Below are 24,161 nucleotides of genomic sequence, written 5' to 3'. Positions count from 1 at the left end.
GGGCCGGGCGTTGTAACGCCCATGACTCGTTTCGGAACCATCTTGCCACAGCAGGGCCTTCGACCCCGGCCCGCGACCGGAGCCGCCCCGGGCGGTAAGTGGCCGCCGCGTTGCGGCGGGCTCAGGCGGCAGCCTGCAGGGGGACGGCAGCGGAGGCGGCGGTCAGCAGCTGCGTGGCGCAGGCGCCCGCAGCTGAAGCCGCGGCAACCAGCAGGCCCAGCCGCACGCCGTCGAACGCTGCGGCGTCACCGAGGGCCCAGATGCCGGGGACTGACGTCCGGAAGTCCTGGGTGATGACGATCCCTCCGCTGGGTGCCGTCCGCAGGCCGGCGCTGGCGGCCAGTCCGTCCCGCGAGACCCGCTCCTCGGCCAGGACCACCAAGTCACCGTTCATGCTGCTGCCGTCCTCGAAGATCACAGCGGACGCAGCAAAGCCGGATCCGGACGTGCCGGGAACGACTGCCGCGGGGCGGGCCGTGGTGCGGACCGGGCGGACACCCTGGGCGCGGAGCACGGCCTCGGCCTGGCCTGCCGCCGTGCCGTTGCCCACCAGGATTCCCAGGGGGCGGCGGCCGAGCTCCCTGGCTACCTCGCTGACGGCCTCCCCGATGCGGGCGGCGTCATCGATGGTGGAGTAGCTCAGGCACGCGCCCGCGCCCTCCACCGGACTGGCCACGGGTGCCGATCCGGTGGCAATGACCAGCTGGTCGTAGGCGAATTCCATGCCGTCCGCAGTGGCCACGGTGCGGTTGACGGCGTCGATGTGGCTGGCGGGCTGGCCGAACCGGACCGAGACCTGCGGCAGCAGCGCCAGCTCCAGCAGTTCCTCAGGGGTGTCGTCCCGGTTGCTCAGCACAGTGATGGTGCCGGTGAAACGGGCCCGGTCCAGCTGGCTGACAAGCGCCTGGGCAGCAGGACCCGCCCCTGCAATGACGATGCGGGTGGCGGAGGAGGTGGACGTGGAGGGTGCCGGAGCGGACATGTGCTGGCCCTTTCGCTGGCGGCCGGGAGCGGCCGGAACTTCGTGATGGAACCCAGCGTAGGCCCGCGCTTTTTCCGGCGTGTTTCCCGGCAGTTGCTGTTTCGAGGCCCCGTGTTCGCCAGTGTTTACCGGCCGGTAACAGAACCCGTGACTTGGCTCTCATCCGCCAGCCGGCCGACACATTTGCGCTGTGGTGCCGCCTGTTCCGGGACCGCTAGACGCGGATACGGTATCCGCGCTTCACCACAGTCTCCACCAGGCGGCCATCAGGCAGGGAGGAGCGGAGACGGCTGACGGTCATGTCCAGGGCGTGGACGGACCCCCGCAGTTCCAACAGGTCGGACAGCGATTCGCGGGACAGGACTGCGCCGCCGGCGCCCAGCAGGGCACGAAGCAGCAGCAGCGGTGCAGGGGCCAGTTCCACGGCCTGCCCGTTGATGCGCAGGCTGCGGCCGCGCAGCTCAATGCTGCCGGAACGGGTGTCCAGCCGGCGCACGTGGTTGAGGGCGAGGTGCTCACACACCAGCCGGATCAGCGCACCCATCCGGAAGCGTTCAGGGATCAGCGGCGTCACGCCTGCGTCCAGCAGGGGCTGCGCCGTGACCGGACCCACCACTGCCGTGGTGACGTTGGTCTTCAGGCTCTCGATCAGCTGCTTGTAGACGCCCATTTCGTGGGCGGTGCTCCACATGGCATCCACCGCAGGGGCGCTGGTGAAGGTGAGGACGTCCAGGTTCCCGCTGCAGGCCGCCTCGATCAGCCGGGGGAGCCGGTCCTCGCCGTCGGGCTTTACCCAGCGGTACGGCGTGACGGTCAGGACGGTGGCACCGGACATGCGCAGGCGCTCCAGCTGACGGACGTCGGTGTAGCCGTGCAGCTGGACGGCAACGGTTTTGCCGCGCACGCCCTCGGCCAGCAGCATGTCCACCAGTGTCGCGGTGGTTTCGTCGCTGCTGATTCCGACGTCGGCGAGGCCGGCGGCGCGCACCGCACCGCGTGCCTTGGGCCCGCGGACGAACATCCGGCAGGCGCCCAGGGTCTCGAGGAGCTGCTCCCCGATACCGAATGAATCCGCGGCCTCGCACCAGCGCCGCATCCCGTACGCTGTGGTGGCAATACAGAGGTCCGGCCTGGCCGCGATGATGGCCCTGGTGTCCTCGATGAGCCGCATGTCCTCCTGCACGGGCGCAATCTTCAGGGCGGGCGCGTGCAGCACTTCCGCTCCGCGGCGTTCCAGCGCCTCGATCAGGTCCTGGGAGCGCCGGTGCGAGGTGACACCAATGCGGAAACCCTCCAGTGGAGCCTCTGCGGCCTCAGGTGCTTCCTCAGGCGTTTGTACGACCTGCGGTGGTTCGGCCGGTGCAAGTGCAGTCATGGGGGTCAATCCTTTCACGAACCCAGCAGCGAGGCCGCCAGCCTGTCCAGGTCGGCTGCGGCCTCGGCATGCCCGCGGTTGGCTTCAGCCACCCGGACCACCTCGCCGATTACCAGCACGGCGGGGTTGCTGCACCCGGCAGCGGCGGAGGCGATGGTGCCAAGATCCGCGATGGTGGTGCGCTGGCCGGGACGGTAGCCCCGCTCCACTACGGCCATGGGCATGTCAGCCCGCATTCCGGCCCGGCGGAGACCGGCGGCGAGCTGGTGAAGCGTTCCGATGCCCATCAGCACCACGATGGTTCCGCCCAGGCCGGCAAGGTGCTGGTGCTCCTTTTCGGTCAGCGGGGCGTGGCCGGACACCACGGTGAACATGTGGCTGACTTCCCGGTGGGTGACGGGGATGCCTGCGGCGGCGGGGACGGAAATGGCGCTGGTGACGCCGGAGATGACACGGACCTTGACGCCGGCGGCCACGCAGGCGGCAACTTCCTCTCCGCCGCGGCCGAAGACGTAGGGGTCCCCGCCCTTGAGCCGGACCACGTTGTTGCCGGCCAGGGCGCTTTCGACCATCAGCTTCTCGATGTCGCCCTGGCTTACCTTGTGGTGGCCGGGCTTCTTGCCTACGTCCACCAGTTCACCTGAGGTGAGCGACGGAAGTTCCTGGTACGGGGCGAGCCGGTCATAGAACACCACGTCGGCGTCGCGGAGTGCCTTGACGGCGGCCACGGTCAGGAGCTCGGTGGTGCCGGGGCCGCCGCCTACCAGGGTGACGTGCCCCGGGGCGCCGGCGGCGGGCTCCGCAGCCACCGGAATTCCGGTATCCCTGCACCGGCCAAGGAGGGAATCCCAGCCGGGCTGTCCGTCCTCCACCGCGGCAACCAGGAAGGGGCGTTCGGGCAGGGGACCGTCGTGGGCTGCGCCCTGCGGAGTGCTGAGGCGGTAGACGACGGCGCCCGCGGCTTCGTAGCGGCGGACCGCCTGGCGGGCGGCATGGTCCGAGCCCGTCACCAGTACTTCACGGCCTGTGAGATCAATGCTGAGCTGCATGCCTATACCTCGTTCCTGACGGGTTCCGGCGTGCCGGGGCGGACCGGGATGGAAGCTCCGATGAGGACTTTCCCCTTCTCTTCGGGCGTTGCCGGGCGCATCTGGCCGCGCTCGTCGGGGACGAAGGTGATGGAATCGTCCTTCTGGTCGGGCGCGTTGACGAAGGAACGGAAGCGGCGCAGCCGCTCGGGGTCCTTCAAGGTGTCTGCCCATTCGTCGATGTAGGTATCCACGTGTTTGGCCATGGCAGCCTCAAGGTCCGCGGCGATGCCCAGGGTGTCCTTGACCACCACGTCCTCGACGTGCTTGATGCCGCCGTCGAGCTCTTCCTGCCACCGTGCGGTGCGCTGCAGCCGGTCGGCGGTGCGGATGTAGTACATGAAGTAGCGGTCGATGTACTTGATCAGCGTTTCGTCGTCGAGGTCCTTGGCGAGCAGCTGGGCGTGGGCCGGCGTGGCGCCGCCGTTGCCGCCGACGTACAGGTTCCAGCCGTCCGCGGTGGCAATGACGCCCACGTCCTTGCCGCGGGCTTCCGCGCATTCGCGGGCACAGCCGGAAACGCCCATCTTGAGCTTGTGCGGGCTGCGCAGGCCGCGGTAGCGCAGTTCCAGCTGGATGGCCATGGCCACCGAATCCTGGACGCCGAACCGGCACCAGGTGGAGCCGACGCAGGACTTCACCGTGCGCAGGCTCTTGCCGTAGGCCTGGCCGGATTCGAAACCGGCATCCACCAGCTCCTTCCAGATCTCGGGCAGCTGCTCCAGCCGGGCACCGAACATGTCGATCCGCTGGCCGCCGGTGATCTTGGTGTACAGGTTGTACTTTTCGGCGACGGCGGCGATCACGCCGAGCTTCTTGGGGGTGATTTCGCCGCCGGCGATGCGGGGGACCACCGAGTAGGTGCCGTCCTTCTGCATGTTGGCCAGGGCGCGGTCGTTGGTGTCCTGCAGGGTGCCGCGGCCGGCATCCAGGACGTAGGCGCTGTTCTGGCTGGCCAGGATGTTGGCGATGGTCGGCTTGCAGATGTCGCAGCCGGCGCCGGTGCCGTACTTGGCCATGATCTCTTCGAAGGAGGTCAGTTCCAGGACGCGGATGGCGTCGAAGAGTTCCTGGCGGGACAGTTCGATGTGCTCACAGAGGGCCTTGGAAACCTCGACGCCGGACTTGGTCAGCTCGGTTTCGAGCAGCTTCTTGAGCATGGGCACGCAGGAACCGCACTGGGTCCCGGCGCGGGTGCAGCCCTTCAGTTCGCCCAGTTCCTGGACGGGCGCATTGCCCTCGCAAGCGCCGCAGCCGTTGATGGCGTCGCGGATGCTGCCGGCGGTGACGTTGTTGCAGGAACAGAGCGTTGCGTCGTCCGGCAGTTCGGTTTCGGGGGCTTCGCCGCCGCCGGCCGCACTGAGGAAGGCACCCGGCTCGGCGGGAAGTTCGCGGCCCAGCAGGGGGCGCAGGCTCATGTACGGTGAAGCGTCGCCCACGAAGATGCCGCCCAGGAGGGTCTTGGCGTCGTCGGTGGTGACGATCTTCTGGTACACGCCGCGGGCGGGGTCGGCGTAGACGATTTCGAGGGCATGCTCCGTTTTGGCGAAGGCGTCACCGAAGCTGGCGACGTCCACTCCGGACAGCTTGAGCTTGGTGGCGGTGTCGAAGCCGGGGAAGGTGGCGTCGCCGCCGTGGAGGCGGTCGGCAACGATTTCGGCCATGGTGTTGGCCGGGGCAACCAGGCCCAGGCACATGCCGCCGAAGTTGGCCACTTCACCGATGGCCCAGATACCGTCCACCTCGGTGGCGCAGTAGTCGTTGATGACCACACCGCCGCGCTGGCCCAGCGAGAAGACCTGCTCTTCGCCTTCCGCGGCGCGGAAGAGTTCATCCCGGGGCCGGACGCCGATGGCCACGATGACCATGTCCGCTTCGATGATGCGGCCGTCTGCCATGAGGACGCCGGTGACCTGGCCGTCGTCGTCGGAGAGCACCTCGGACGGGAAGACGCCGCCGTGGACTTCAAAGCCCTTGGCCTTGATGAGCCGGCCCATCGCTTGGCCTGCGCCCTCGTCGAGCTGGGTGGCCATGAGCCACTGCGAACCGTCGATGACGATCGGGTTGGCACCAAGCTGTTCCGTGCCGGCGGCCGATTCAAGGCCGAGCAGGCCGCCGCCGATGGTGACGGCGTTGACCTTGCGGCCCAGCTTCTCTTTCAGCCCTGCGATGGCCTGGTTAATGGCCCAGACGTCTTCGAGTGTGCGGTAGACGTGCGTGTGCTCGGCGCCGGGGATGGGGAGGCGGGCGGCGTTCGACCCGGTGGCCACCACCAGTTCGTCATACTCGAAGGTGTTGCCGGCGGCGGTCTCCACGGTTTTGGCTTCGGCGTTGATCCTGATCACCCGCTCGCCGGTCTTGAGCTCCAGGGAAGGGTGGTCCCACATGGACGCACTGCCCAGCGTAAGGTCCACGTCCTTGTCCGTGAGCGCCTTGGACAGGGCAACACGGTCGTAGGGAAGGTGGACTTCCTCAGTGAGGACCGTGACATGCCAGCCGTCGAGGCCACGGGCATGCATTGCGTCCGCAAAACGGTGGGCCGCGGGGCCGCCGCCGGCGACGACGATGCGGCGCGGAGTCTCTGTGCTTGAAGTCTGTTCGGTCACTGATGGCCTTTCGCATGGGCCGCAGTGAACTGCAGCCTTCTCTGTCGAGCTGTCCATCCAGACTAGGGAGACGCAGTTTCGCTTCAGTTTCCCAATTGTTTCGTCAACTTAACTTCTGCATCACGAACGCATTTCCGGCCGTGTGAGGTGTCTTTTACGCGCCGGACACATTCGCTGCACGCCGCTGAAACACCCGGAGCCTAGCGTGGTTCACGGCTGCAAAGGCGGCCCACTGCGAAGGATTACACGCACAGGGAGAGGAGCCGGACATGACGGCAACACTGGAACTTGGGGCACTCGAAGCCGGCCTTGACGAGGCGGTATCCGGGATCACGGGCGGCTGGCACAGCGTTTGCCCGGTGGAGGACCTGGAAATCGCTTGGGGCGAGGCAGCCCTGGTTGCGGGGCGCCAGATTGCCCTCTTCCGCACCGGTTCCACCGAAGTTTTCGCGGTTGCGCACGAGGACCCTGCCACCGGAGCCCATGTCATGGCGCGCGGAATCCTCGGCTCCCGGGGCGAGCGCCCCACTATCGCGTCGCCGCTGCACAAAGAGGTCTACGACCTTGAAACCGGTGAATGCTTCAGCACCCCGGGCCTGGCCATTGCAACGTTCCGCACCCGCATCAGCGGCGGCGTGGTGGAGATTGAGCTGTAGCGGCGGCTAAAGCCCCAGCGCTTCACTGACGTCGCGGAGCACCTCATCCAGCGCTGCCCGCGCCGCCTGCCGGGCGGCGGGCAGCTCCGCGGCAGAACCCACGTGCTGGATCACCTCGAGGTAGCACTTGAGCTTCGGCTCGGTGCCGCTCGGACGGATGATCACGCGCGTCAGGTCCCGGGTGACGTACAGCAGCCCGTCCGTGGGCGGCAGCTGGCCAGTGCCCTCGGCCAGGTCCGTATAAACCTCGACGGCGGATGATCCGAAGGTTTCCGGCGGGGAGACCCTGAGCCGGTTCATCATCGCGTCCAGGAGCCCCAGGTCCGCAACCCTGATGCTGAGCTGGTCGCTGGCGTGCAGGCCGTGCTGCAGGTAAAGCTCGTCCAAGGTGTCAAAGACAGTCTTGCCATCAGCTTTGGCCGCCGCCGCCAGTTCCGCGATCAGCAGGGCAGCTGAGATGCCGTCCTTGTCCCGCACCACATCCGGCGCCACACAGTAGCCCAGGGCTTCCTCGTAGCCGTACACCAGTCCGGGAACCCGCGAAATCCACTTGAACCCGGTCAGTGTCTCCTGGTGGGTATAGCCGGCTGCCGTGGCGATGCGGGCAAGCAGCCGGGAGGACACGATCGAATTCGCGAACACTCCGTGCGCACCCTCTTCCGTGCCGCCGTCGTCCGTCGCCTTCCCCGCGGCAATCCGGGCGGCGATGTGCGCTCCCAGGAGGGCACCCACCTCGTCGCCGCGGAGCATCCGCCAGGCGCCGGTGTCAGGGTCCTTCGCCGCAACAGCCGCCCTGTCGGCGTCGGGATCATTGGCGATCACGATGTCTGCACCGCGCCGCTCAGCGGACTCCAGGGCCAGGTCCAGGGCGCCGGGTTCTTCCGGGTTGGGGAAGCTGACGGTGGGAAAATCCGGGTCCGGTTCGGCCTGCTCCGCCACCAGGGTGATGTCTTTGAAACCTGCGGCATTCAAAACCGCCAGCGCGGTCCCGCCGCCCACACCGTGCAGGGGAGTCAGGACGATACTCAGGTCACGGGCCGGGAACCCGGCGGGCATGGCCAGCGCAGCCGTGGCACGTTCGTAGCCGGCTGCAATGGACGCGTCCAGGACAGTCCAGCCGGAGGGAGCCAGGGTGATCGATTCCAGCGGCCCCACCGCATTGATCCGGGCGGCGATGGCGGTGTCGTAGGGGGCTACGATCTGTGCGCCGTTGCCGTTCTCCGGCACGGCGTGGCGGCCCAGGTACACCTTGTAGCCGTTGTCCTGCGGCGGGTTGTGGCTGGCTGTCACCATGACCCCGCCGTCGCATTCGAGCGCCCTGACGGCGAAGGCGAGCAGGGGAGTGGGCAGCGCAGCCGGCATCAGGAACGTTTCTATCCCCGCTGCCGTGAAAATCGCTGCGGTTTCCTCGGCAAAGATGTCCGAGTTGTGCCGGGCGTCGTAGCCGACGACGGCGCGCGGCCGGGTTCCCGGCGAGGTCTCGCCTACCGCGGACAGGAGGAAGTCCGCCAGGCCGGCGGCGGCCCGCCGCACCACGATCCTGTTCATCCGGTTCGGGCCCGGCCCCAGCGCCGCGCGAAGCCCCGCTGTGCCGAACTGCAGCGTGCCCCGGAAGCTGTCTTCGAGTTCCTGGCGGGCTGCCGGGACGCCGTTTTCCACCTGCCCGATGAGCTCGAGGAGGGAGGCCGAGGTCACCGGATCCGGATCTTGGGCAGCCCACGCGCGGGCATCATCGAGCAGGCGGATTTCGGCATCGGAAGACGTCATGGGCATAACGCTATCGTCATTGGCCTGCCACTTCTTCCAACCGGGGCTCCTGAATGCTTGCTGGTGGCGCCCCGCAAGCGGCCGGTTGCCCCGTCAGAGCCGGGCGATGATCCCGGCCAGCAGCTTCGAAATCCGCGGGCCGGCAGCCTGCCCGGACTCGATGACTTCCTGGTGGCTCAAGGGCTGCGGGCTGATGCCTGCGGCGAGGTTGGTGACCAGCGAAATGCCGAACACCTCCATGCCGGCGTGGCGTCCGGCGATGGCTTCCAGCGCCGTCGACATGCCCACCAGGTCCGCACCGATGCGCTTGGCGTACTGCACCTCGGCGGGCGTCTCATAGTGCGGGCCGGGGAACTGGGCGTAGACGCCTTCTTCCAGGGTGGAATCGACTTCCCGCGCCAGGCCACGGATCCGGGCAGAGTAGAGATCGGTCAGGTCCACGAACGTGGCCCCCTCCAGCGGCGAGGCGGCGGTGAGGTTGATGTGGTCGCTGATCAGCACGGGGGTGCCCGGGGTCCAGTTTTCGTTCAGCCCTCCGCAGCCGTTCGTCAGCACCAGGGTCTTGCAGCCGGCGGCTGCGGCTGCGCGGATGCCGTGCACCACTGAACGCACGCCTTTGCCTTCGTAGTAATGCGTCCTTGCACCCAGGACCAACGCCCGCTTACCGTCGGTGGTAAGGACCGAGCGGATGGTGCCCACGTGTCCTTCCACCGCCGGGGCGTGGAAGCCGGGGACCTCGTCGGCGGACAGGGTGGCAGTGGTCTCGCCAATCAGGTCGGCTGCTTCGCCCCAGCCGGAGCCAAGCACCAGGGCGACGTCGTGGCTGTCCACGCCGGTTTCCTCGGCGATGTAGTCGGCGGCGGCCCGCGCGGCAGCGAAAGGATCGGTGTTCAGGAAGTCAGTTGTACTCACAGGTACAAGCTATCCTGCCGCCCGTGATGCCGCCCACCCGGGACCGGTTCTCCTGAGAGACCGTTTTCTTTGGCGGTGCGGGGGAGTTGCAGGAGAATGATTGTTTGTGACTACGCATCCAGATTTCAGTTCCCCCCGGATCGCAATCCTGGGAGGTGGTCCCGGCGGGTACGAAGCCGCCATGGTGGCCGCCTCGCTGGGGGCGCAGGTCACCATCATCGAGCGTGCCGGACTGGGCGGATCGGCTGTGCTAACCGACGTCGTCCCCTCCAAAACCCTGATCGCCACCGCGGACCTCATGACGCGCGTAGGGGAGGCGGGCGAGCTGGGTGTGAAGTTCGACGTCGACGGCGGAGACTTTGTGCCCGTGATGCGCGCCGACCTCAAACACATCAACGACCGCCTGCTGAACCTTGCCCGCAGCCAGTCCAAGGATATCCACGATGGGCTGGAAAACCTGGGAGTGCGGATCATCACCGGATCCGGCCGCCTGCTGGATGACCGCACCATCGAGGTCCTCACGGCCGATGGCACGGAAACCGTTGAGGCGGACACGATCCTGCTGGCCGTGGGCGCCCATCCCCGCGAGCTTCCCACAGCCCGGCCGGACGGTGAACGCATCCTCAACTGGACGCAGATTTACGACCTCGACGAGCTGCCCGAAGACCTGATCGTTGTGGGTTCCGGTGTCACCGGGGCCGAGTTCGCCTCCGCGTACAACGGACTGGGATCCAAGGTCACGCTGATCTCCAGCCGTGACAGGGTGCTGCCCGGGTCCGATGTGGATGCGGCAGTAGTCCTGGAGGAAGTGTTCGAGCGCCGCGGCGTCCGGGTCCTGTCCCGTTCCCGCGCCGAGACGGTGGAACGGACGGACGACGGCGTTGTGGTCACGCTCAGCGACGGGTCCAAGGTCACCGGCAGCCACTGCCTGCTGTGCCTGGGCTCCATTCCCAACACCGCCGGGATCGGCCTCGAAGAGGCCGGCGTGGCGGTCAGCGAGAGCGGCCACATCAAGGTGGACGGCGTCTCCCGCACCTCAGCCCCCAACATCTACGCCGCCGGTGACTGCACCGGCGTGCTGCCGCTCGCCTCCGTGGCGGCCATGCAGGGCCGCATCGCGGTGGCGCACTTCATGGGTGACACCGTCACCCCGCTCAAGCTGCACCAGGTGGCATCGAACATCTTCACCTCCCCGGAAATTGCGAACGTGGGCGTCTCCGAAGCCGAGATTGATTCGGGCAAGTACCAGGGCGACATCATCAAGCTCTCGCTGCGCAGCAACGCCCGCGCCAAGATGCGGAACCACAAGGACGGTTTCGTAAAGATCTTCGCCCGCAAGGGTTCCGGCACCGTCATCGGCGGCGTGGTGGTGGGACCGAACGCCTCGGAGCTGATCTTCCCCATCTCCATCGCGGTGAAGCAAAAGCTGCACGTGGACGACGTCGCCAGCACCTTTACCGTCTACCCATCCCTGAGCGGATCGATTTCCGAAGCGGCGCGGCGCCTGCACGTCCACCTGTGAGGCGTTTATAGGGGCTCCTGAGTCTGGACCCCTCCCACGCCACGTGCATAGACTCCTCAAAGGAACGGCCGGGAACTCCGTCAGCGGACTTTCCCGGCCGTCCCTGGCCCAGCCACCAACGCAAGGAGCAGCCCGTGGAACTGAATGACGTCAAGTGGAACGAACAGGCGCGCGAAAAGATCCTCCTGGACGCTGACCGGGCCCTGCAGGAAGCGGTCCGTGAAGCAAGCTCGTCCTTGGCGGACGCTGATAAGGACGAAGTGTACAAGTTCCTGTTTGAGCAGCTGAAGGACCAGTTCGTCGACTTCCAGCCCGGCCCGGACCTCACCCGCTACGCGGAGGCCGTAGCAAACGGTGACTTTGGCTCCAACGGTTCAACCGGCACGGAAAGCTAGGTGGGGGCAGTGACAACAGCTCTCGTCAGGCCCCGCAGCGGCAAGATCATTGGCGGGGTGTGCGCGGCCCTCGCCGCCCGATTTGGGCTCCCGAAGTTCCTGGTCCGGCTGGGCTTCATCATCTTTGGCCTGGTAGGTGTCGGCGAACTGGCCTACATCGTGCTCTGGATCCTCATTCCCAAGGCCCCTGCCTGACCGGGCCGTGTCGAAGGGTTGGCCCCCCAAGGCGGGGGCCAACCCTCTGGCGTTAGTGCTCCTCCATCGGGGGAGTGTTCGGGTTGCAGGCCAGGCCTGGATTCGGGAATTCGGCTTTGACACCCCTCTTAACCAGTTGGCCGTACGACTGGACCAGTCCGTCGAACGGGAAGGCCTCCTCGGGATCATCATTGAGCCCCGAGTAGGCACAAATGGACTTTGCCGTGTCCACGCCCTGTTCCACCTGCCCGGGGACGTCGTGTCCTGCGGCTGACGCCGGGCCCGCGCCCAGGCCCACGAGGGCGAGCGCACAGACAGCAGCGCCGAGTAAAGACTTTTTGTGCATGGCATTCCTCAATCTCTAGGAGTTCTCCACCGAACCGGGACGAGGCCCGTGCCGGGAAGCCTACGGGGGCCCGGCCGCAAGGGGTATGAGGCGTGAGCCGCCCTGTGGAAAGCCGCAGAAAGTGTGCGGCCTGCCGTCCCTGCCAGGCCGTTGGTCCCTGTTGCCCGCAGGCACCCCAAGGGCACAGTTGAGTATGGCCACAATCTATATTGCGTACGGCAGCGTTGAAGGGCAGACAGCCCATATCGCCGAGTACATCGCCGAGGTGATCCGGGCGCACGGGCACCAGGCCGAAACCGCGGACCTCAAGCATTCCGCGGACACCATTCCGGCCGGACAGGACGGCGTCATCGTGGCGGCGTCGGTGCATGTGGGCAAGCACGAGGGCTATGTGGCGGATTTTGTCCGCAAGAACCGCGGCGACCTCGAAACTCTATCTTCCGCCCTGGTGTCCGTCAGTCTTGCCGCCCACGGCGATGAGGCCAGTGCGGAGGGCTACGTGGAAAGTTCGAGGAGGAGACCGGCTGGCATCCCCGCCAGGTCGCGATGTTTTCCGGTGCGCTCCAGTACACCCAGTACAACTTCCTCAAGCGCCAGCTGATGAAAAAGATCGCCAAGGACAAAGGCTCCCAGGACCTGGACACCTCCCGCGACTACATCTACACCGAGTGGGACGGCGTAAAACACTTCACGGAGGAATTCCTGGCCGGAGTGACCGCTCCCGGAGGCCAGGGCCAGGATACCGGGATAACTCCAAAAGAAACCCCAGGGTCCCCGGCAGGTTCCACCCCGTGAGAAGCCCCGCAGCCGTTCCTGTCATGGCCCTTGCTGCGTCCGCTGTTCTGGGCGGGTGTTCAAAGCCAGGGAACCAGAGTGAGCCGGCGCCCGGCCCCTCCACCGGTGCAACCAGCCCTGCCTGCGACCTCATCACTCCCGAAATTGCGGCGAAGGTCGTACCCGGGATTATGCCCGCGGGCCAGAACAGCAGTGACAGTCCGCCCGGAAGCAAGGCCTATCTCTGCACCTATTCGAGTAAGTCCATGGAGGGAGGCCTAACAGCATTGTCGGTGGCCCTCATCTCGCCCGCTTCCCCGCAGGACATCTCTGAAGCCGAGTCGGCGTCCGACTGCTCACCCCTCACCGGAATCGGTGACTTCGCCTGCCTGCAGTGGACCGGCTACTTCCGCGGTGAGGCCGGGGGCGCGTCCGCGAACGTTGTCCTCACGGCTGTCCGGGGCGACGAGACGCTCGAAATGCCCTATGTAACCTCCGCGCCCATGAACGGCGCGCCTGCGCCCGACGGCGACGCGATGGCCCGCGCTCTTGCACAGGCAGCAGTGGACGCGGGTTGGGGCAACGGCACCCCGCTCGGAGTTCCCGCTGCCCCAGCCGCTGCTTCCTAGTCAGGCGGCCTGGACCGCCCGGAAGTGTTTTTCGATGAGCCCCTTGATGTCCTCATGGCAGCCGCCGCAGCCGGTTCCGGCGCGCGTTGCCTTGGAGACCTCGGCCACGGTTGAGCAGCCCTCTTCCACGGCGCCCTGAATGGAGGATCCGCTGACTCCGGCGCACCGGCACACGGTGCCGGCGGGATCAGCGGCACCCGTACCCGGCAGCTGGTCCGGCCCGTCAAGCCGCAACAGCAGGGACCTGTCTGCGGGGAGTTCGGCACCGCGTTCGAACAACCCCACAAGCTCGGCTGCCGTGCGGGGCATGCCCACCGCCACCAGGCCCTCCAGCACCCCGCCACGGGTGGTCATTTTGACGTAGCGTCCGTGCTCCGGGTCTGCCCATTGCGAAACCTGGAGGCGCGGGCGCCCGTTCACCGCGCCTGCAGCGAGGGCGTCCTCGTCCCAGGGCTCCGCCGAATTGTCACCGGCCACGGCCATGTTCATGCCACGTGCCTTCAGGACAATGACACCCGGCTGTTCCGCCGGCAGCGCCGGCAGCAGGGCGGAGTCCCCGCCGTCAGCCAGCAGGGTCAGGTATTCGGCGAGCCACTCGGCCTGGCGCCAGCCCGGCCCCACCAGGCCAGAGGGTCCCTTCGCGTAGCGGCAGGGCGCGCACTCCGGATCCGGGCAGCGCACCTCCGCGCAGTCGCCAATGGCAAAAATGTGCGGCTCGTGGTGGGCGCGGAGCTTGTGGTCCACCAGGATGCCCGCCCCCGTGGAGAGCCCGCAGCCCTCGGCGAGCTCAGTGCGGGGACGGACACCGCAGGAGAGCACCAGGAGGTCGCCGTCAATCGCGGACCCGTCGTCGAGCAGCAGCGCCGAGAAACCGCCGTCGGGCGCGTTGTGCTCCACGCCCGTGGAGCGCGCGTTGCCGGCCATCCGGACGCCGCAGCGGCGCAGGCTCGCCGCCAGCACTGAACCGCCGCCGCGGTCGATGTTGCGGCCCAGCGGATGCGGGCCGTTGTGCACCACCGTGACGGTGGCTCCTTCTTCGGCCGCGGCCAGCGCTGTCTCCAGGCCCAGGACGCCGCCGCCCAGCACCACCACCCGCTTGCCGCCATCCACGGCCTGGCGCAGCACCCCGGCGTCGCGAAGGTCGCGGAGCGCGGTGACGCCGGCGGGGAGGACCGGGTGGGTGGGGTCGGGGTTGATGCCCGTGAGGTTGGGAATGACCGGGCGCGAGCCCGTGGCAAAGACCAGCCGGTCGTAGTGGACGGCGCCGCCGTCGGACAGCAGGACCTGTTGCCGGGCCCGGTCCACGCGCTTCACCCGCACACCCAGGCGGATGTCCACGCCGTCCCCGGCCAACTCCGCGGCGTCGGAGAGCGCCAGCGCCTCGGCGGTGGTGCGGCCCACGCCGAGATCGGCCACGAGCACGCGGTTGTAGGCGGCTTCGGCTTCCTCGCCCACCACTGTCATGCCCACCTTGCCGCTGCGGACGGCAGGCAGGAGTTCGTCGACCAGCCGGGCCGCCACTGGGCCGAATCCCACAATGACAATCTGCTCGCTCATGAGGCCTCCGTCGTTTGAAGCACGTTGGTGGAAAGGGGCGCGGCCACGGGCCGGACCCACACAGTGTTGAATTTGAACTCCGGCATCCCGGAGATGGGGTCCGTGGCCGCTTCCGTGAGGCGGTTCGCGCTCTCGAGCTCGGGGAAATGGAACGGCAGGAAGACAGTCTCGGGGCGGATGGTGGTGCTGAGCTGCGCCCGGCACTCCACCTCGCCGCGCTCGTTGGCCACGGACACGAGCGCCCCTTCGGTGATGCCCATGGACGCCGCGGCTGCCGGATGGATCTGCACCCTTGCTTCCGGCTGCGCCGCCAGCAGTTCCGACACCCGCCGGGTCTGCGCGCCGGACTGGTAGTGCTCCAGGAGGCGGCCGGTGATGAGGGTCATGGTTTTGGCGGCGGCTGTGCCGTCTCCTGCAGGTGGCCCGGCAGGAGTACGACGGCGGCGGGGCGTCACCGGGGTCATCACGGCTTTGCCGTCCGGGTGCGCGAAGTTGTCCTGGAACAGCCGGGGCGTTCCGGTGCTGCCGGTGGGGTAGGGCCAGTAGGCAGCCTCCCCGCGGTCAAGCATGGCGTAGTCGATTCCGGAGTAGTCCGCCAGGCCTCCGGCGGAAGCGAGGCGGAGTTCCTCGAACACGGTCTCGGGGTCCTCGCTGTACGTGGACGGGGCGTTAAGGGCCTCGGCCAGCCGCGCCATGATCCACAGCTCACTGCGGGCGCCGGCCGGCGGCGTCAGGGCCCGGCGGCGGCGCAGCACACGGCCCTCGAGGTTGGTCAGGGTTCCCTCCTCCTCAGCCCACTGGAGAACAGGAAGGATGAGGTCCGCCTCTGCGGCGGTCTCGGAAATGAAGAAGTCACAGACCATCAGGAAGTCCAGGCTCCGGAGTCCTTCGATCACGGCGTTGGCGTCGGGGGAAGCCACCGCGATGTTGGAGGCGTGGACAAAAAGGCAACGGACGCCGTCGGCCTTTCCCAGCGACTGAAGCAGCTGGACGGCAGGCAGTCCGGGGCCGGGAATGAGGTCCTCGGCCACGCCCCAGACCTTCGCCACATGGGCGCGGGCGGCGGGGTCGGTGATTTTGCGGTAGCCGGGGAGCTGGTCGGCCTTCTGGCCGTGCTCACGCCCGCCCTGCCCGTTGCCCTGGCCGGTGAGGGTTCCGTAGCCGCTCCGGGCCGAGCCGGGCAGGCCCAGCAGGAGGCTGAGGTTGATCGCTGCCGTGGCGGTGTCGGTGCCGTCCACGTGCTGTTCCACACCGCGGCCCGTGAGGATGTAGCTGCCGCCTTCACGTGCGCCCCGGGCCAGTCGGCGTGCTGTTTCGCGGATGAGTTCGGCCGGGACGCCGGTGAGGGACTGGACCCGTTCTGGCCAGAAGGAGTTCACGCTGCGGGCTACGGCGCTGTAGCCGGAGGTGCGTTCAGCAAGGTACGCGGCATCCACCAGGTTCTCGTGGATGACCACGTGCGAGATGCCCAGGAGGAGGGTGAGGTCGGTGCCCGGAAGGGGCTGAAGGTGCAGGCCGCCGCCGTCGGCCGTGAAGGCGGCTGTGGCGGAACGGCGCGGATCCACCACGATCAGCCCGCCAGCGTCGCGCGATCCCTTAAGGTGCTGCACGAACGGCGGCATGGTTTCGGCAACGTTGGAGCCGAGCATCAGGATGGTGCTGGCCGTGTCCAGCGCTTCGAGGGGGAAAGGGAGCCCGCGGTCAACGCCGAAGGCCCGCATCCCTGCCGCTGCGGCCGAGGACATGCAGAACCGGCCGTTGTAGTCGATGCGGGAGGTGCCAAGGGCAAGCCGGGCGAACTTGCCCAGCATGTAGGCCTTTTCGTTGGTGAGCCCGCCGCCGCCGAAAACGCCCACCGCGTCAGCACAGTAGCGGGCCCGGGCGTCCTTCACCGCGGACACGGCGAGGTCTAGGGCCTGGTCCCAGCTGATGGGCCGGTGGACGCCGTCGGGGCCCTTCAGGAGCGGCTCGGTGATCCGGCCGGGATGGTTCAGGAGACTGGGGGACGTCCAGCCCTTGCGGCAGAGGCCGCCGCGGTTGGTGGGGAAGTCCCGGCCGCTTACTTCGAGGGGTGCCGCCAGGGGGATTCCGGGGGCGGCAGCTCCCGGCACGGGCACTGACCCCGGCTGTGAAGCCGGGGTCAGTGCCGTGGGAGACGTGAGCGTCATGGCGCACTGCAGGGCGCAGTAAGGGCAGTGCGTGTCGGCGCTTTTGGTCATGTTAGACGTGTCCCATCGCATTTCGGTTGGCGTTGCGGATGTAGCAGGCCCAGCACACCACCAGCATCAGGACGTAGGCCCCGACGAAGCCGTAGAAGGCGGGGGTGTAGGAGCCGCTGGCGGAGTTGGAGGCGTTCAGCACCTGCGGGATCACGAAGCCGCCGTAGGCGCCGATGGCGGAGATGAGGCCCAGGGCGGAGGAGGCGAGGCGCTGGGTGGCCACCGAGCTGGCACCGTTCCGGGCAGCGCGGCTGTTGGTGGCAAAGATGATGGGGATCATCCGGTAGGTGGCGCCGTTTCCGAAGCCGCTGGCGGTAAAGAGCATCAGGAAGAGGACCAGGAAGAGCCAGAAGTTCTTCAGCGGGAGGGTCCAGACCATGGTGAGCGTGATGACGGCCATGGCGGCGAAGGCGGCCACGGTCATGCGGGCGCCGCCCATCCGGTCAGCCATGCGTCCGCCGTACGGGCGGGCCAGGGAGCCTACCAGCGGGCCGAGGAAGGCCAGGGACAGCGCCACGGTGCCCACTCCGATGGAGGAGAACGCCGGGAAGTAGTCCTTGATCAGCTTGGGGAAGACACCGGCGAAGCCGATGAAGGAGCCGAACGTGCCGATGTAGAGCAGTGCCATGATCCACAGGTGCGGTTCTTTCAGCGCTGCGATCGAGCCTGCCACATCGCCCTTGGCACTGGTGAGGTTGTCCATGAACTTCCAGGCACCGAAGGCGGCGACCAGGATGAACGGGACCCACATCCAGCCGGCCAGGGGCAGGTTGACGGTGCCCACGGCGAGGAGGGTGATGGCGATCGGTACGGCCAGCTGTGCCACGGCGGCACCCATGTTTCCGCCGGCGGCATTCAGGCCCAGGGCCCAGCCCTTTTCGCGGGCGGGGTAGAAGAAGGTGATGTTGGCCATGGAGCTGGCGAAGTTGCCGCCGCCGAAGCCTGCCAGGGCGGCCACCAGGAGCATGACGCCGAACGGGGTTTCCGGGTTGGAGACGCACAGGGCCAGGCCGATGGAGGGGATCAGGAGCAGCAGGGCGGAAACGATGGTCCAGTTGCGGCCGCCGAAGCGGGGGACCATGAAGGTGTAGGGGATGCGCAGGGTGGCACCCACCAGGCTGGGCATGGAGATCAGCCAGAAGATCTCGGAAGTGGAGAAGGTAAAGCCTGCTGCGGGGAGCTGGACCACCACGATGGACCAGAGCTGCCATACGACAAAGCCGAGGAACTCGGCGAAGATTGACCAGTTGAGATTGCGGCGTGCAATGGAGCGGCCTGCGGTTTCCCACTGTTCCTTGTTCTCGGCATCCCAGTTGGCGATCCAGCGGCCGGGGCGGAATTCAAGGGCGGGGGCGTCTGTGGTGCGGGTAGGGCCGGGCTGTGCGCTGGCGGATGCGGCGGTTCCGGGCATGGCGGAATCTTCGAGATCAAGGGAACTTCCGGTGCCGGCATCGGCGGTGCGGTCAACAGTCACGGGGTACCTCCTTCTGGGGGATGTTGTTCCTCCAAGGTAGGGAAGCCGCGTTTCATGGACCGACGCCGCGTGTTAACGCGCTGTGACATTTGCCTATCGGCGGGCGTTGGGGGACGTGAGGCGGGCAGGTTGGACCAGTAAGTGAGACGCACCGCACAGGTCCGCATACTGGACCTTTCGTCCATTGACTGGACTGGGGGAACTAATATTGAACTCTGACTATTTCGAGCCGTTCCCTTGCCCGGGTCCGGCCTGTCCTCACGAAAGCGTTTACCTATGTCATCCACCCATACCTCCACGGTGCCCGGGTCCCAGCCGGTGAACTCACGCGGACGCGTGATTGTTGCCAGCCTCATCGGCACCACGGTCGAGTTCTACGACTTCTACGTCTACGCCACCGCTGCGGTGCTTGTTTTCCCGCAGCTGTTCTTCCCCAACCAGAACGAAACAACCCAGCTCCTGAGCTCGTTCGCAGTCTTCGGCGTGGCCTTCGTCGCCCGCCCGCTCGGCTCGATCGTCTTTGGCCACTTCGGCGACAAGTTCGGCCGCAAGGGCACCCTGGTGGCATCCCTCCTGACAATGGGTATTGCGACGTTCCTTATCGGCTGCCTGCCCACCGCCCTTGTGCCCGGTTGGGAGTTCTGGGCTCCGGCCCTGCTGGTGGTCATGCGTTTCGCCCAGGGCCTGGCCCTGGGTGGCGAATGGAGCGGCGCCGCGCTGCTGGCCACGGAGAACGCCCCCGCCAACAAACGCGCCATCTACGGAACCTTCCCGCAGCTGGGCGCCCCCATCGGCTTCATCATCGCCAACGTGATCTTCCTGGTGTTCAGCTACGCGCTCTCTCCGGCAGACTTCCAGGCCTGGGGCTGGCGCGTGCCGTTCCTGCTCAGCGCCGTCATGGTGATCATCGGCCTGTACGTCCGCCTGAAGCTGATCGAAACGCCCGCCTTCACCAAGGTGATCGAGTCCAACGAGGTAGCCAAGCTTCCGCTGGGCCGGGTATTCAAGACCAGCTGGCGCCAGCTCATCCTGGGCACGTTCATCATGCTCGCCACCTACGTGCTCTTCTACCTGATGACCACCTTCACCCTCACCTACGGCACCCGGCCCGCCACGCTGGACGCAGCCCGGGCGGCGGCGGAAAAGGGCGGAAAGCCGATGTCGGAAGCGGCTGCTGCCGCGTTCGTCCCCGGCCTGGGCTACACCCGCAACGACTTCCTGTGGATGCTCATTGCCGGCGTCGTGTTCTTCGGCATCTTCACCCTCGTCTCCGGGCCGCTGGCCGAGAAGTACGGCCGCCGCAAGATGCTCCTGGCCGTCACGGGCGGAATCTTCGTCTTCGGCCTGCTCTTCGTCCCGCTGTTCAGCGGCGGATTCGTGGGCACCATGGCGCTCCTGGTGATCGGCTTCTCCCTGATGGGCCTGACGTTCGGGCCCATGGGTGCGCTCCTGCCGGAACTGTTCCCCACCAACGTCCGGTACACCGGGTCCGCCGTGAGCTACAACTTCTCCAGCATCCTCGGCGCAGCGGTGGCACCGTTCATCGCCGTCGCGCTGTGGGAACTCGCGGACGGCAGCCCCGTCCTGGTGGGCATCTACCTGACCTCGATGGCAGTGCTGACGCTCATTGCCCTGTTCGTGAGCAAGGAAACCCGCGACCTGGACTACGAAAACAACGTGGCCTAGCTTCACAGGCTGTACGTTCCCGCCCGGTTCGTGGCTGAGGTGCCCGGTGCGTTTCCCGTCAAAAGGGGAGTGCGCCGGGCACTTTTGTGTCCGGGAGCGGAGCAAGCGGGCGGAAACGCACGACGGCGGCGCTCGGGGCCGTCCGCGAGGTTACCGGGCGTAGCGGTCCACGAAGTTCCGCAGCACCTTCATGGGTTCGGTAACAGTAAACTGCCGGGCATTCTCCATCAGGTCTTCAGCCGACTCCGGTGGGAAGTAGCCGGCGTTGCGGTAGATGTCGATGCGGGTGACCAGGCCGTCCACGTCCAGCTCGGGGTGGAACTGGGTGGCATAGAGATTCGTCCGGATCCGGAACATGTGCACCGGGCAGGCCTCGGAGCGGGCGAGCAGCACGGCGTGCGGCGGCAGGGCGGTGCAGGCCTCCTTGTGTCCCGTGAAGGCGGTGAAACTGCCCGGCATCCCCTTCAGGACCGGGTCCTCGAGCCCTGCCTCCGTGAGCTCAATTTCCACTCCGCCCAGGGGCTCGCCGTAGGTCCTGTCGATGACGGCGCCCTGGTGCGTTCCCAGGGTGCCCACGCCGTAGCAGGCGCCCAGGAACGGGAAGTCCCGGGCCACCAGCACGTCCAGCAGCCCGGACAGCTCACGCTCCACCCGATGCTGGACGGGGGACTTCTGTTCCGGCGGATCGCTGGAGGTGAAGGGGCTCCCGCCCACAATCACGCCCGAGTACTGCGCAAGGTCCAGGTCCGGCAGCGGGGCAGCCTCCAGCCGGACGCGGCGCATCTCCCGCTCTTCCAGCCCGCCATACCGCAGGTAGGCGGCGTACTCGTCGTCGGCGGCGGCGTCCTCCGCCCGGGAGGCGAGGAGCAGGAAAGGCAGCATCTGCTAAGTGTGCCGGTTCGGGCCGGACCTGTCAGCTAGGCCGGGGGCTGGGTGAGGGAGCGGCGGGACTGTGGCCGCGCGGCAGGACCAGCGTGCCGGTGGACGAGCTTCCAGTAGCCTTCCTCGCGCCGGAAGATGCTGGTGACCCGGAGCGCAAACTCCTCCACGGCACTCCCGTCCAGGCGGGCACGGAAGTGTTCGGTCTCCACCAGGTAGGCGGTATCCCGTGCAGTGTAGGACGTGATGGTGTCGAACCCCAGCATCTCGCCGTCCTGGAACTGCCGGGCAGCCTGGTCCAGCCTTGCCTCCACCTGCGCCCAGCCGCGCGCGATGCCGCCAAAAGGATTGGCCAGCGTGACGTCGTCAAGCCTGGAATAAAGCTCCTTGACGGGCTCGGGATTGCCCCGGGTAATTTCGGGGACGGCCAGGTGGTAGCGGCCCACTTCTTCCTGGAAACTGGGTGCGAGCATGGGTGCCTCCGGCGCTTACTGGTCTTCGATGATGGCGATGATGGCGCCGGCGGACACTGTTTCGCCGGATGACGCCTCAAGCCCGATGACGATTCCGGAGCGGTGCGCCGTCAATGGCTGCTCCATCTTCATCGCCTCGAGGACCACCACCAGGTCGCCCTCGGAGACGACGTCGCCGTTGGATACGGCAACCTTGACGATGGTTCCCTGCATGGGGGACGTCAGGGCATTGCCGGTGGCCGCTGCAGGACCGCCGGAGCGGGAGCGCTTCTTCGACTTTGCCGGCTTCGCAGCCGCCGCCCCTCCCGTTCCCAGGGAACCCAGGGATGCGGGCAGGACCACTTCCAGGCGCTTGCCGCCCACTTCGACCACCACGCGCTGGCGGTCTTCTGCCACAGCGTCGGCATCGGCGGAGCCGTCCGGAGTCCAGGCCGGAAGGTTGTTGACGAATTCTGTTTCAATCCACCGGGTGTGAACCGTGAACGGGCCCTCGGCCGGGGCGAACGCAGGATCGGACACCACCGCGAGGTCGAACGGGATGACGGTGGGGATGCCCTCCACCACCATTTCCTCAAGCGCGCGGCGGGCACGCTGCAGGGCCTGGGGGCGGTTGGCCCCGGTGACGATCAGCTTGGAAAGCATGGAGTCGAAGTTGCCGCTGATCTCGTCACCCTGTTCGACGCCGGAGTCGATGCGGACTCCAGGGCCGGTGGGGTTCTTCAGCACGCGAATGGTACCGGGGGCAGGCATGAAGTTCCGGCCCGGGTCCTCGCCGGTGATGCGGAATTCGAAGGAGTGCCCGCGCACCTCGGGATCGCCGTAACCGAGCTCTTCGCCGCGGGCCAGCCGGAACTGCTCGCGCACCAGGTCGATCCCGGTCACTTCCTCGGAGACGCAGTGCTCCACCTGGAGGCGGGTGTTCACTTCGAGGAAGGAGATGGTGCCGTCCTGGCCCACCAGGAATTCACAGGTGCCGGCGCCCAGGTAGCCTGCCTCCTTGAGGATCGCCTTGGAGGACTCGTAGAGCCGGCGGTTCTGCTCTTCGGTGAGGAACGGCGCCGGGGCTTCCTCGACGAGCTTCTGGTTGCGGCGCTGGAGCGAGCAGTCACGCGTGGAAACAACCACCACGTTGCCATGGGCGTCCGCCAGGCACTGGGTCTCGACGTGCCGGGGAGCGTCAAGGAAGCGCTCGATGAAGCACTCGCCACGGCCGAACGCGGCGATGGCCTCCCGCACGGCGGATTCAAACAGTTCGGGGATTTCCTCGCGGGTGCGCGCCACCTTGATGCCGCGTCCGCCGCCGCCAAAGGCAGCCTTGATGGCCACGGGCAGGCCGTGCCGGTCCACGAATTCCAGGATTTCCTCGGCGGACTCCACGGGGTCAGCGGTGCCGGGAACCTGCGGGGCGCCGACCTTCTCTGCAATGTGGCGGGCCTGGACCTTGTCGCCGAGGGCGGAGATGGCTTCGGGGGAGGGGCCGATCCAGGTGATGCCCGCGGCGATCACCTTCGCGGCGAACTCGGCGTTTTCCGCCAGGAAGCCGTAGCCGGGGTGGATGGCGTCGGCACCGGACTGGCGTGCGGCGTCGATGATCTTGTCCATGACCAGGTAGGACTCCGCGGCGGTGTTGCCGCCCAGGGCGTAGGCCTCGTCAGCGAGGCGGACGTGCAGGGCGTCACGGTCCGGGTCTGCGTAGACGGCCACTGAGGCGATGCCTTCGTCGCGGGCGGCCCGGATGATGCGGACGGCAATTTCACCGCGGTTGGCGATCAGCACCTTTGTGAGGGTCGACTGCGTGGTTCGTGCGGACTGCTCCAAATTTGCTGACAAGGCGTCTCCTTCTTTCCTTCAGGGAGCCTAGCGCGGTTTTGAGGGTTCCGCCGATATTACTTGCGGAATCCGCGTGTAAACCGGCCAAGCTTTGTAGGGAAGCTACAAGAGCCCGCCAATTGCGGCGTTTTTGTTGCAGGCGGTGCAGGAGCGTCAGCCGTGCCACAGGTCCGTGATGCGCACGTTCGCGGCGGCAAGCAGGCCACGGAGCGTGGAGACGGAAAGTCCGACGACGGTGTGCGGGTCGCCGTCGACCTTACGGATGAACGCCCCGCCCAGGCCGTCGATGGTGAAGGAACCCGCACAGTGCAGCGGCTCGCCCGTGGCGATGTAGGCGTCAATTTCGGCCGGATCCATCTCCAGGAAGGTGACCTCGGCTGAGGCCACCGTCCCGAGGGTGGCGCCGGTGCCTGCACCGTCGTCGTCGTCCGTATCCGTGTCCCGGCAGTCCACCAGCCAGTGGCCGGTATGCAGCACCCCGGCATTGCCGCTCATCCGCAGCATCCGCTCGCGGGCGACGGCGGCGGTGTAGGGCTTGCCGTGCGCCTCGCCGTCGAACTCGAACACGGAGTCGCAGCCCAGGACAAGCGCCCCTTCAGCTTCAGGCAGCGCCGCCACGGCCTCGGCCTTGGCCCGGGCCAGCAGCAGCGCGGTGTCGTGCGGATCAGTGACGCCGTAATGGGCCTGGACGGCGTCCTCGTCCACGTCGGACACCAGGATGGAGTGCCGGATGCCGGCCTCGGCCAGGAGCTTGGTGCGGGCGGGGGACTGGGATGCGAGAATCAGGCGGACCACA

22 protein-coding genes are annotated in these 24,161 nt (G+C 67.3%); 8 read left to right on the top strand and 14 right to left on the bottom strand.

Annotation, left to right across the window (positions count from 1 at the left end):
* Positions 1-121 precede the first annotated feature (121 nt).
* From ACIQF4_RS06640 to nirB, 4 genes are all read right to left on the bottom strand, one after another.
* Positions 122-982 carry an FAD-dependent oxidoreductase gene (locus ACIQF4_RS06640; protein WP_400515404.1) on the bottom strand — a complete coding sequence of 287 codons (861 nt, stop codon included), beginning with the start codon at positions 980-982 and terminating at the stop codon, positions 122-124.
* A gap of 214 nt (positions 983-1,196) precedes the next feature.
* Positions 1,197-2,357: a uroporphyrinogen-III synthase gene (locus ACIQF4_RS06635; RefSeq protein WP_350003766.1), complete on the bottom strand. Its 1,161-nt coding sequence runs from the start codon at positions 2,355-2,357 to the stop codon at positions 1,197-1,199.
* A gap of 14 nt (positions 2,358-2,371) precedes the next feature.
* On the bottom strand, positions 2,372-3,406 hold the full coding sequence (cobA, locus tag ACIQF4_RS06630; RefSeq protein WP_350003765.1) for a uroporphyrinogen-III C-methyltransferase: 1,035 nt from the start codon (positions 3,404-3,406) through the stop codon (positions 2,372-2,374).
* 2 nt (positions 3,407-3,408) lie between these two features.
* Positions 3,409-6,051 (bottom strand): nitrite reductase large subunit NirB, encoded by a 2,643-nt coding sequence (gene nirB / locus ACIQF4_RS06625; RefSeq protein WP_400515407.1) that lies wholly within the window; start codon positions 6,049-6,051, stop codon positions 3,409-3,411.
* Positions 6,052-6,320: 269 nt separating this feature from the next.
* On the opposite strand from nirB, the gene nirD reads away from it, so the two are divergent.
* Entirely contained in the window at positions 6,321-6,707 is a 387-nt protein-coding gene (nirD, locus tag ACIQF4_RS06620; protein ID WP_400515410.1) for a nitrite reductase small subunit NirD, read from the top strand.
* Positions 6,708-6,713: 6 nt separating this feature from the next.
* Here nirD and ACIQF4_RS06615 read toward each other — a convergent pair whose 3' ends face one another.
* Together ACIQF4_RS06615 and ACIQF4_RS06610 are read right to left on the bottom strand one after the other, a co-directional pair.
* Positions 6,714-8,474 carry a phospho-sugar mutase gene (locus tag ACIQF4_RS06615; protein WP_400515412.1) on the bottom strand — a complete coding sequence of 587 codons (1,761 nt, stop codon included), beginning with the start codon at positions 8,472-8,474 and terminating at the stop codon, positions 6,714-6,716.
* 93 nt (positions 8,475-8,567) lie between these two features.
* A complete protein-coding gene (locus tag ACIQF4_RS06610) occupies positions 8,568-9,386 on the bottom strand; it encodes a purine-nucleoside phosphorylase (protein ID WP_400515415.1) in 819 nt (272 codons plus the stop codon).
* Positions 9,387-9,492: 106 nt separating this feature from the next.
* On the opposite strand from ACIQF4_RS06610, the gene ACIQF4_RS06605 reads away from it, so the two are divergent.
* The 3 genes from ACIQF4_RS06605 (at position 9,493) to ACIQF4_RS06595 (ending at position 11,498) form a co-directional block, all read left to right on the top strand.
* Complete coding sequence (locus ACIQF4_RS06605; protein ID WP_400515418.1) at positions 9,493-10,908, top strand: NAD(P)H-quinone dehydrogenase; 1,416 nt, start codon at positions 9,493-9,495, stop codon at positions 10,906-10,908.
* Positions 10,909-11,042: 134 nt separating this feature from the next.
* Positions 11,043-11,303 (top strand): hypothetical protein, encoded by a 261-nt coding sequence (locus tag ACIQF4_RS06600; protein WP_231454381.1) that lies wholly within the window; start codon positions 11,043-11,045, stop codon positions 11,301-11,303.
* 9 nt (positions 11,304-11,312) lie between these two features.
* A complete protein-coding gene (locus tag ACIQF4_RS06595) occupies positions 11,313-11,498 on the top strand; it encodes a PspC domain-containing protein (RefSeq protein ID WP_231454382.1) in 186 nt (61 codons plus the stop codon).
* A gap of 52 nt (positions 11,499-11,550) precedes the next feature.
* Here ACIQF4_RS06595 and ACIQF4_RS06590 read toward each other — a convergent pair whose 3' ends face one another.
* Positions 11,551-11,844, bottom strand: coding sequence for a hypothetical protein (locus tag ACIQF4_RS06590; RefSeq protein ID WP_350003759.1), 294 nt, complete (start codon positions 11,842-11,844; stop codon positions 11,551-11,553).
* 193 nt (positions 11,845-12,037) lie between these two features.
* Between ACIQF4_RS06590 and ACIQF4_RS06585 the strand changes: the two genes are divergently transcribed.
* The 3 genes from ACIQF4_RS06585 (at position 12,038) to ACIQF4_RS06575 (ending at position 13,247) form a co-directional block, all read left to right on the top strand.
* Entirely contained in the window at positions 12,038-12,445 is a 408-nt protein-coding gene (locus tag ACIQF4_RS06585) for a flavodoxin domain-containing protein (protein ID WP_400515421.1), read from the top strand.
* Positions 12,391-12,639 carry a hypothetical protein gene (locus ACIQF4_RS06580; protein WP_400515423.1) on the top strand — a complete coding sequence of 83 codons (249 nt, stop codon included), beginning with the start codon at positions 12,391-12,393 and terminating at the stop codon, positions 12,637-12,639. Before ACIQF4_RS06585 ends, ACIQF4_RS06580 begins: the two co-directional genes overlap by 55 nt.
* Before the next feature lie 245 nt (positions 12,640-12,884).
* The gene (locus ACIQF4_RS06575) at positions 12,885-13,247 is read left to right on the top strand and encodes a hypothetical protein (protein WP_400579866.1); all 363 of its coding nucleotides are present in this window, start codon (positions 12,885-12,887) and stop codon (positions 13,245-13,247) included.
* Here ACIQF4_RS06575 and ACIQF4_RS06570 read toward each other — a convergent pair whose 3' ends face one another.
* The 3 genes from ACIQF4_RS06570 to ACIQF4_RS06560 are packed head-to-tail and all read right to left on the bottom strand — an operon-like array spanning position 13,248 to position 18,497.
* Positions 13,248-14,804 carry an FAD-dependent oxidoreductase gene (locus ACIQF4_RS06570; RefSeq protein WP_400515427.1) on the bottom strand — a complete coding sequence of 519 codons (1,557 nt, stop codon included), beginning with the start codon at positions 14,802-14,804 and terminating at the stop codon, positions 13,248-13,250.
* Entirely contained in the window at positions 14,801-17,023 is a 2,223-nt protein-coding gene (locus ACIQF4_RS06565; protein WP_400515429.1) for a molybdopterin oxidoreductase family protein, read from the bottom strand. Before ACIQF4_RS06565 ends, ACIQF4_RS06570 begins: the two co-directional genes overlap by 4 nt.
* A gap of 1 nt (position 17,024) precedes the next feature.
* A complete protein-coding gene (locus ACIQF4_RS06560) occupies positions 17,025-18,497 on the bottom strand; it encodes an MFS transporter (RefSeq protein WP_400515431.1) in 1,473 nt (490 codons plus the stop codon).
* Between the two features lie 276 nt (positions 18,498-18,773).
* Between ACIQF4_RS06560 and ACIQF4_RS06555 the strand changes: the two genes are divergently transcribed.
* The gene (locus ACIQF4_RS06555) at positions 18,774-20,183 is read left to right on the top strand and encodes an MFS transporter (RefSeq protein ID WP_400515432.1); all 1,410 of its coding nucleotides are present in this window, start codon (positions 18,774-18,776) and stop codon (positions 20,181-20,183) included.
* Between the two features lie 150 nt (positions 20,184-20,333).
* Here ACIQF4_RS06555 and ACIQF4_RS06550 read toward each other — a convergent pair whose 3' ends face one another.
* The 4 genes from ACIQF4_RS06550 to ACIQF4_RS06535 all read right to left on the bottom strand — a co-directional run bounded on the left by ACIQF4_RS06550 (position 20,334) and on the right by ACIQF4_RS06535 (position 24,160).
* Positions 20,334-21,065 (bottom strand): glutamine amidotransferase, encoded by a 732-nt coding sequence (locus tag ACIQF4_RS06550; RefSeq protein WP_400515433.1) that lies wholly within the window; start codon positions 21,063-21,065, stop codon positions 20,334-20,336.
* 35 nt (positions 21,066-21,100) lie between these two features.
* Positions 21,101-21,535 carry a YybH family protein gene (locus tag ACIQF4_RS06545; RefSeq protein WP_400515436.1) on the bottom strand — a complete coding sequence of 145 codons (435 nt, stop codon included), beginning with the start codon at positions 21,533-21,535 and terminating at the stop codon, positions 21,101-21,103.
* 15 nt (positions 21,536-21,550) lie between these two features.
* A complete protein-coding gene (locus ACIQF4_RS06540; protein WP_350003750.1) occupies positions 21,551-23,365 on the bottom strand; it encodes a biotin carboxylase N-terminal domain-containing protein in 1,815 nt (604 codons plus the stop codon).
* A gap of 153 nt (positions 23,366-23,518) precedes the next feature.
* Complete coding sequence (locus tag ACIQF4_RS06535) at positions 23,519-24,160, bottom strand: Maf family protein (RefSeq protein ID WP_400515440.1); 642 nt, start codon at positions 24,158-24,160, stop codon at positions 23,519-23,521.
* Between the last annotated feature and the right edge of the window lies 1 nt (position 24,161).

The sequence above is a fragment of the Pseudarthrobacter sp. NPDC092202 genome, from assembly GCF_044755505.1.
GTDB lineage: Bacteria > Actinomycetota > Actinomycetes > Actinomycetales > Micrococcaceae > Arthrobacter.
Note: the sequence above shows the minus strand (reverse complement) of the source record. Positions and strands in the feature narration are given on the sequence as shown.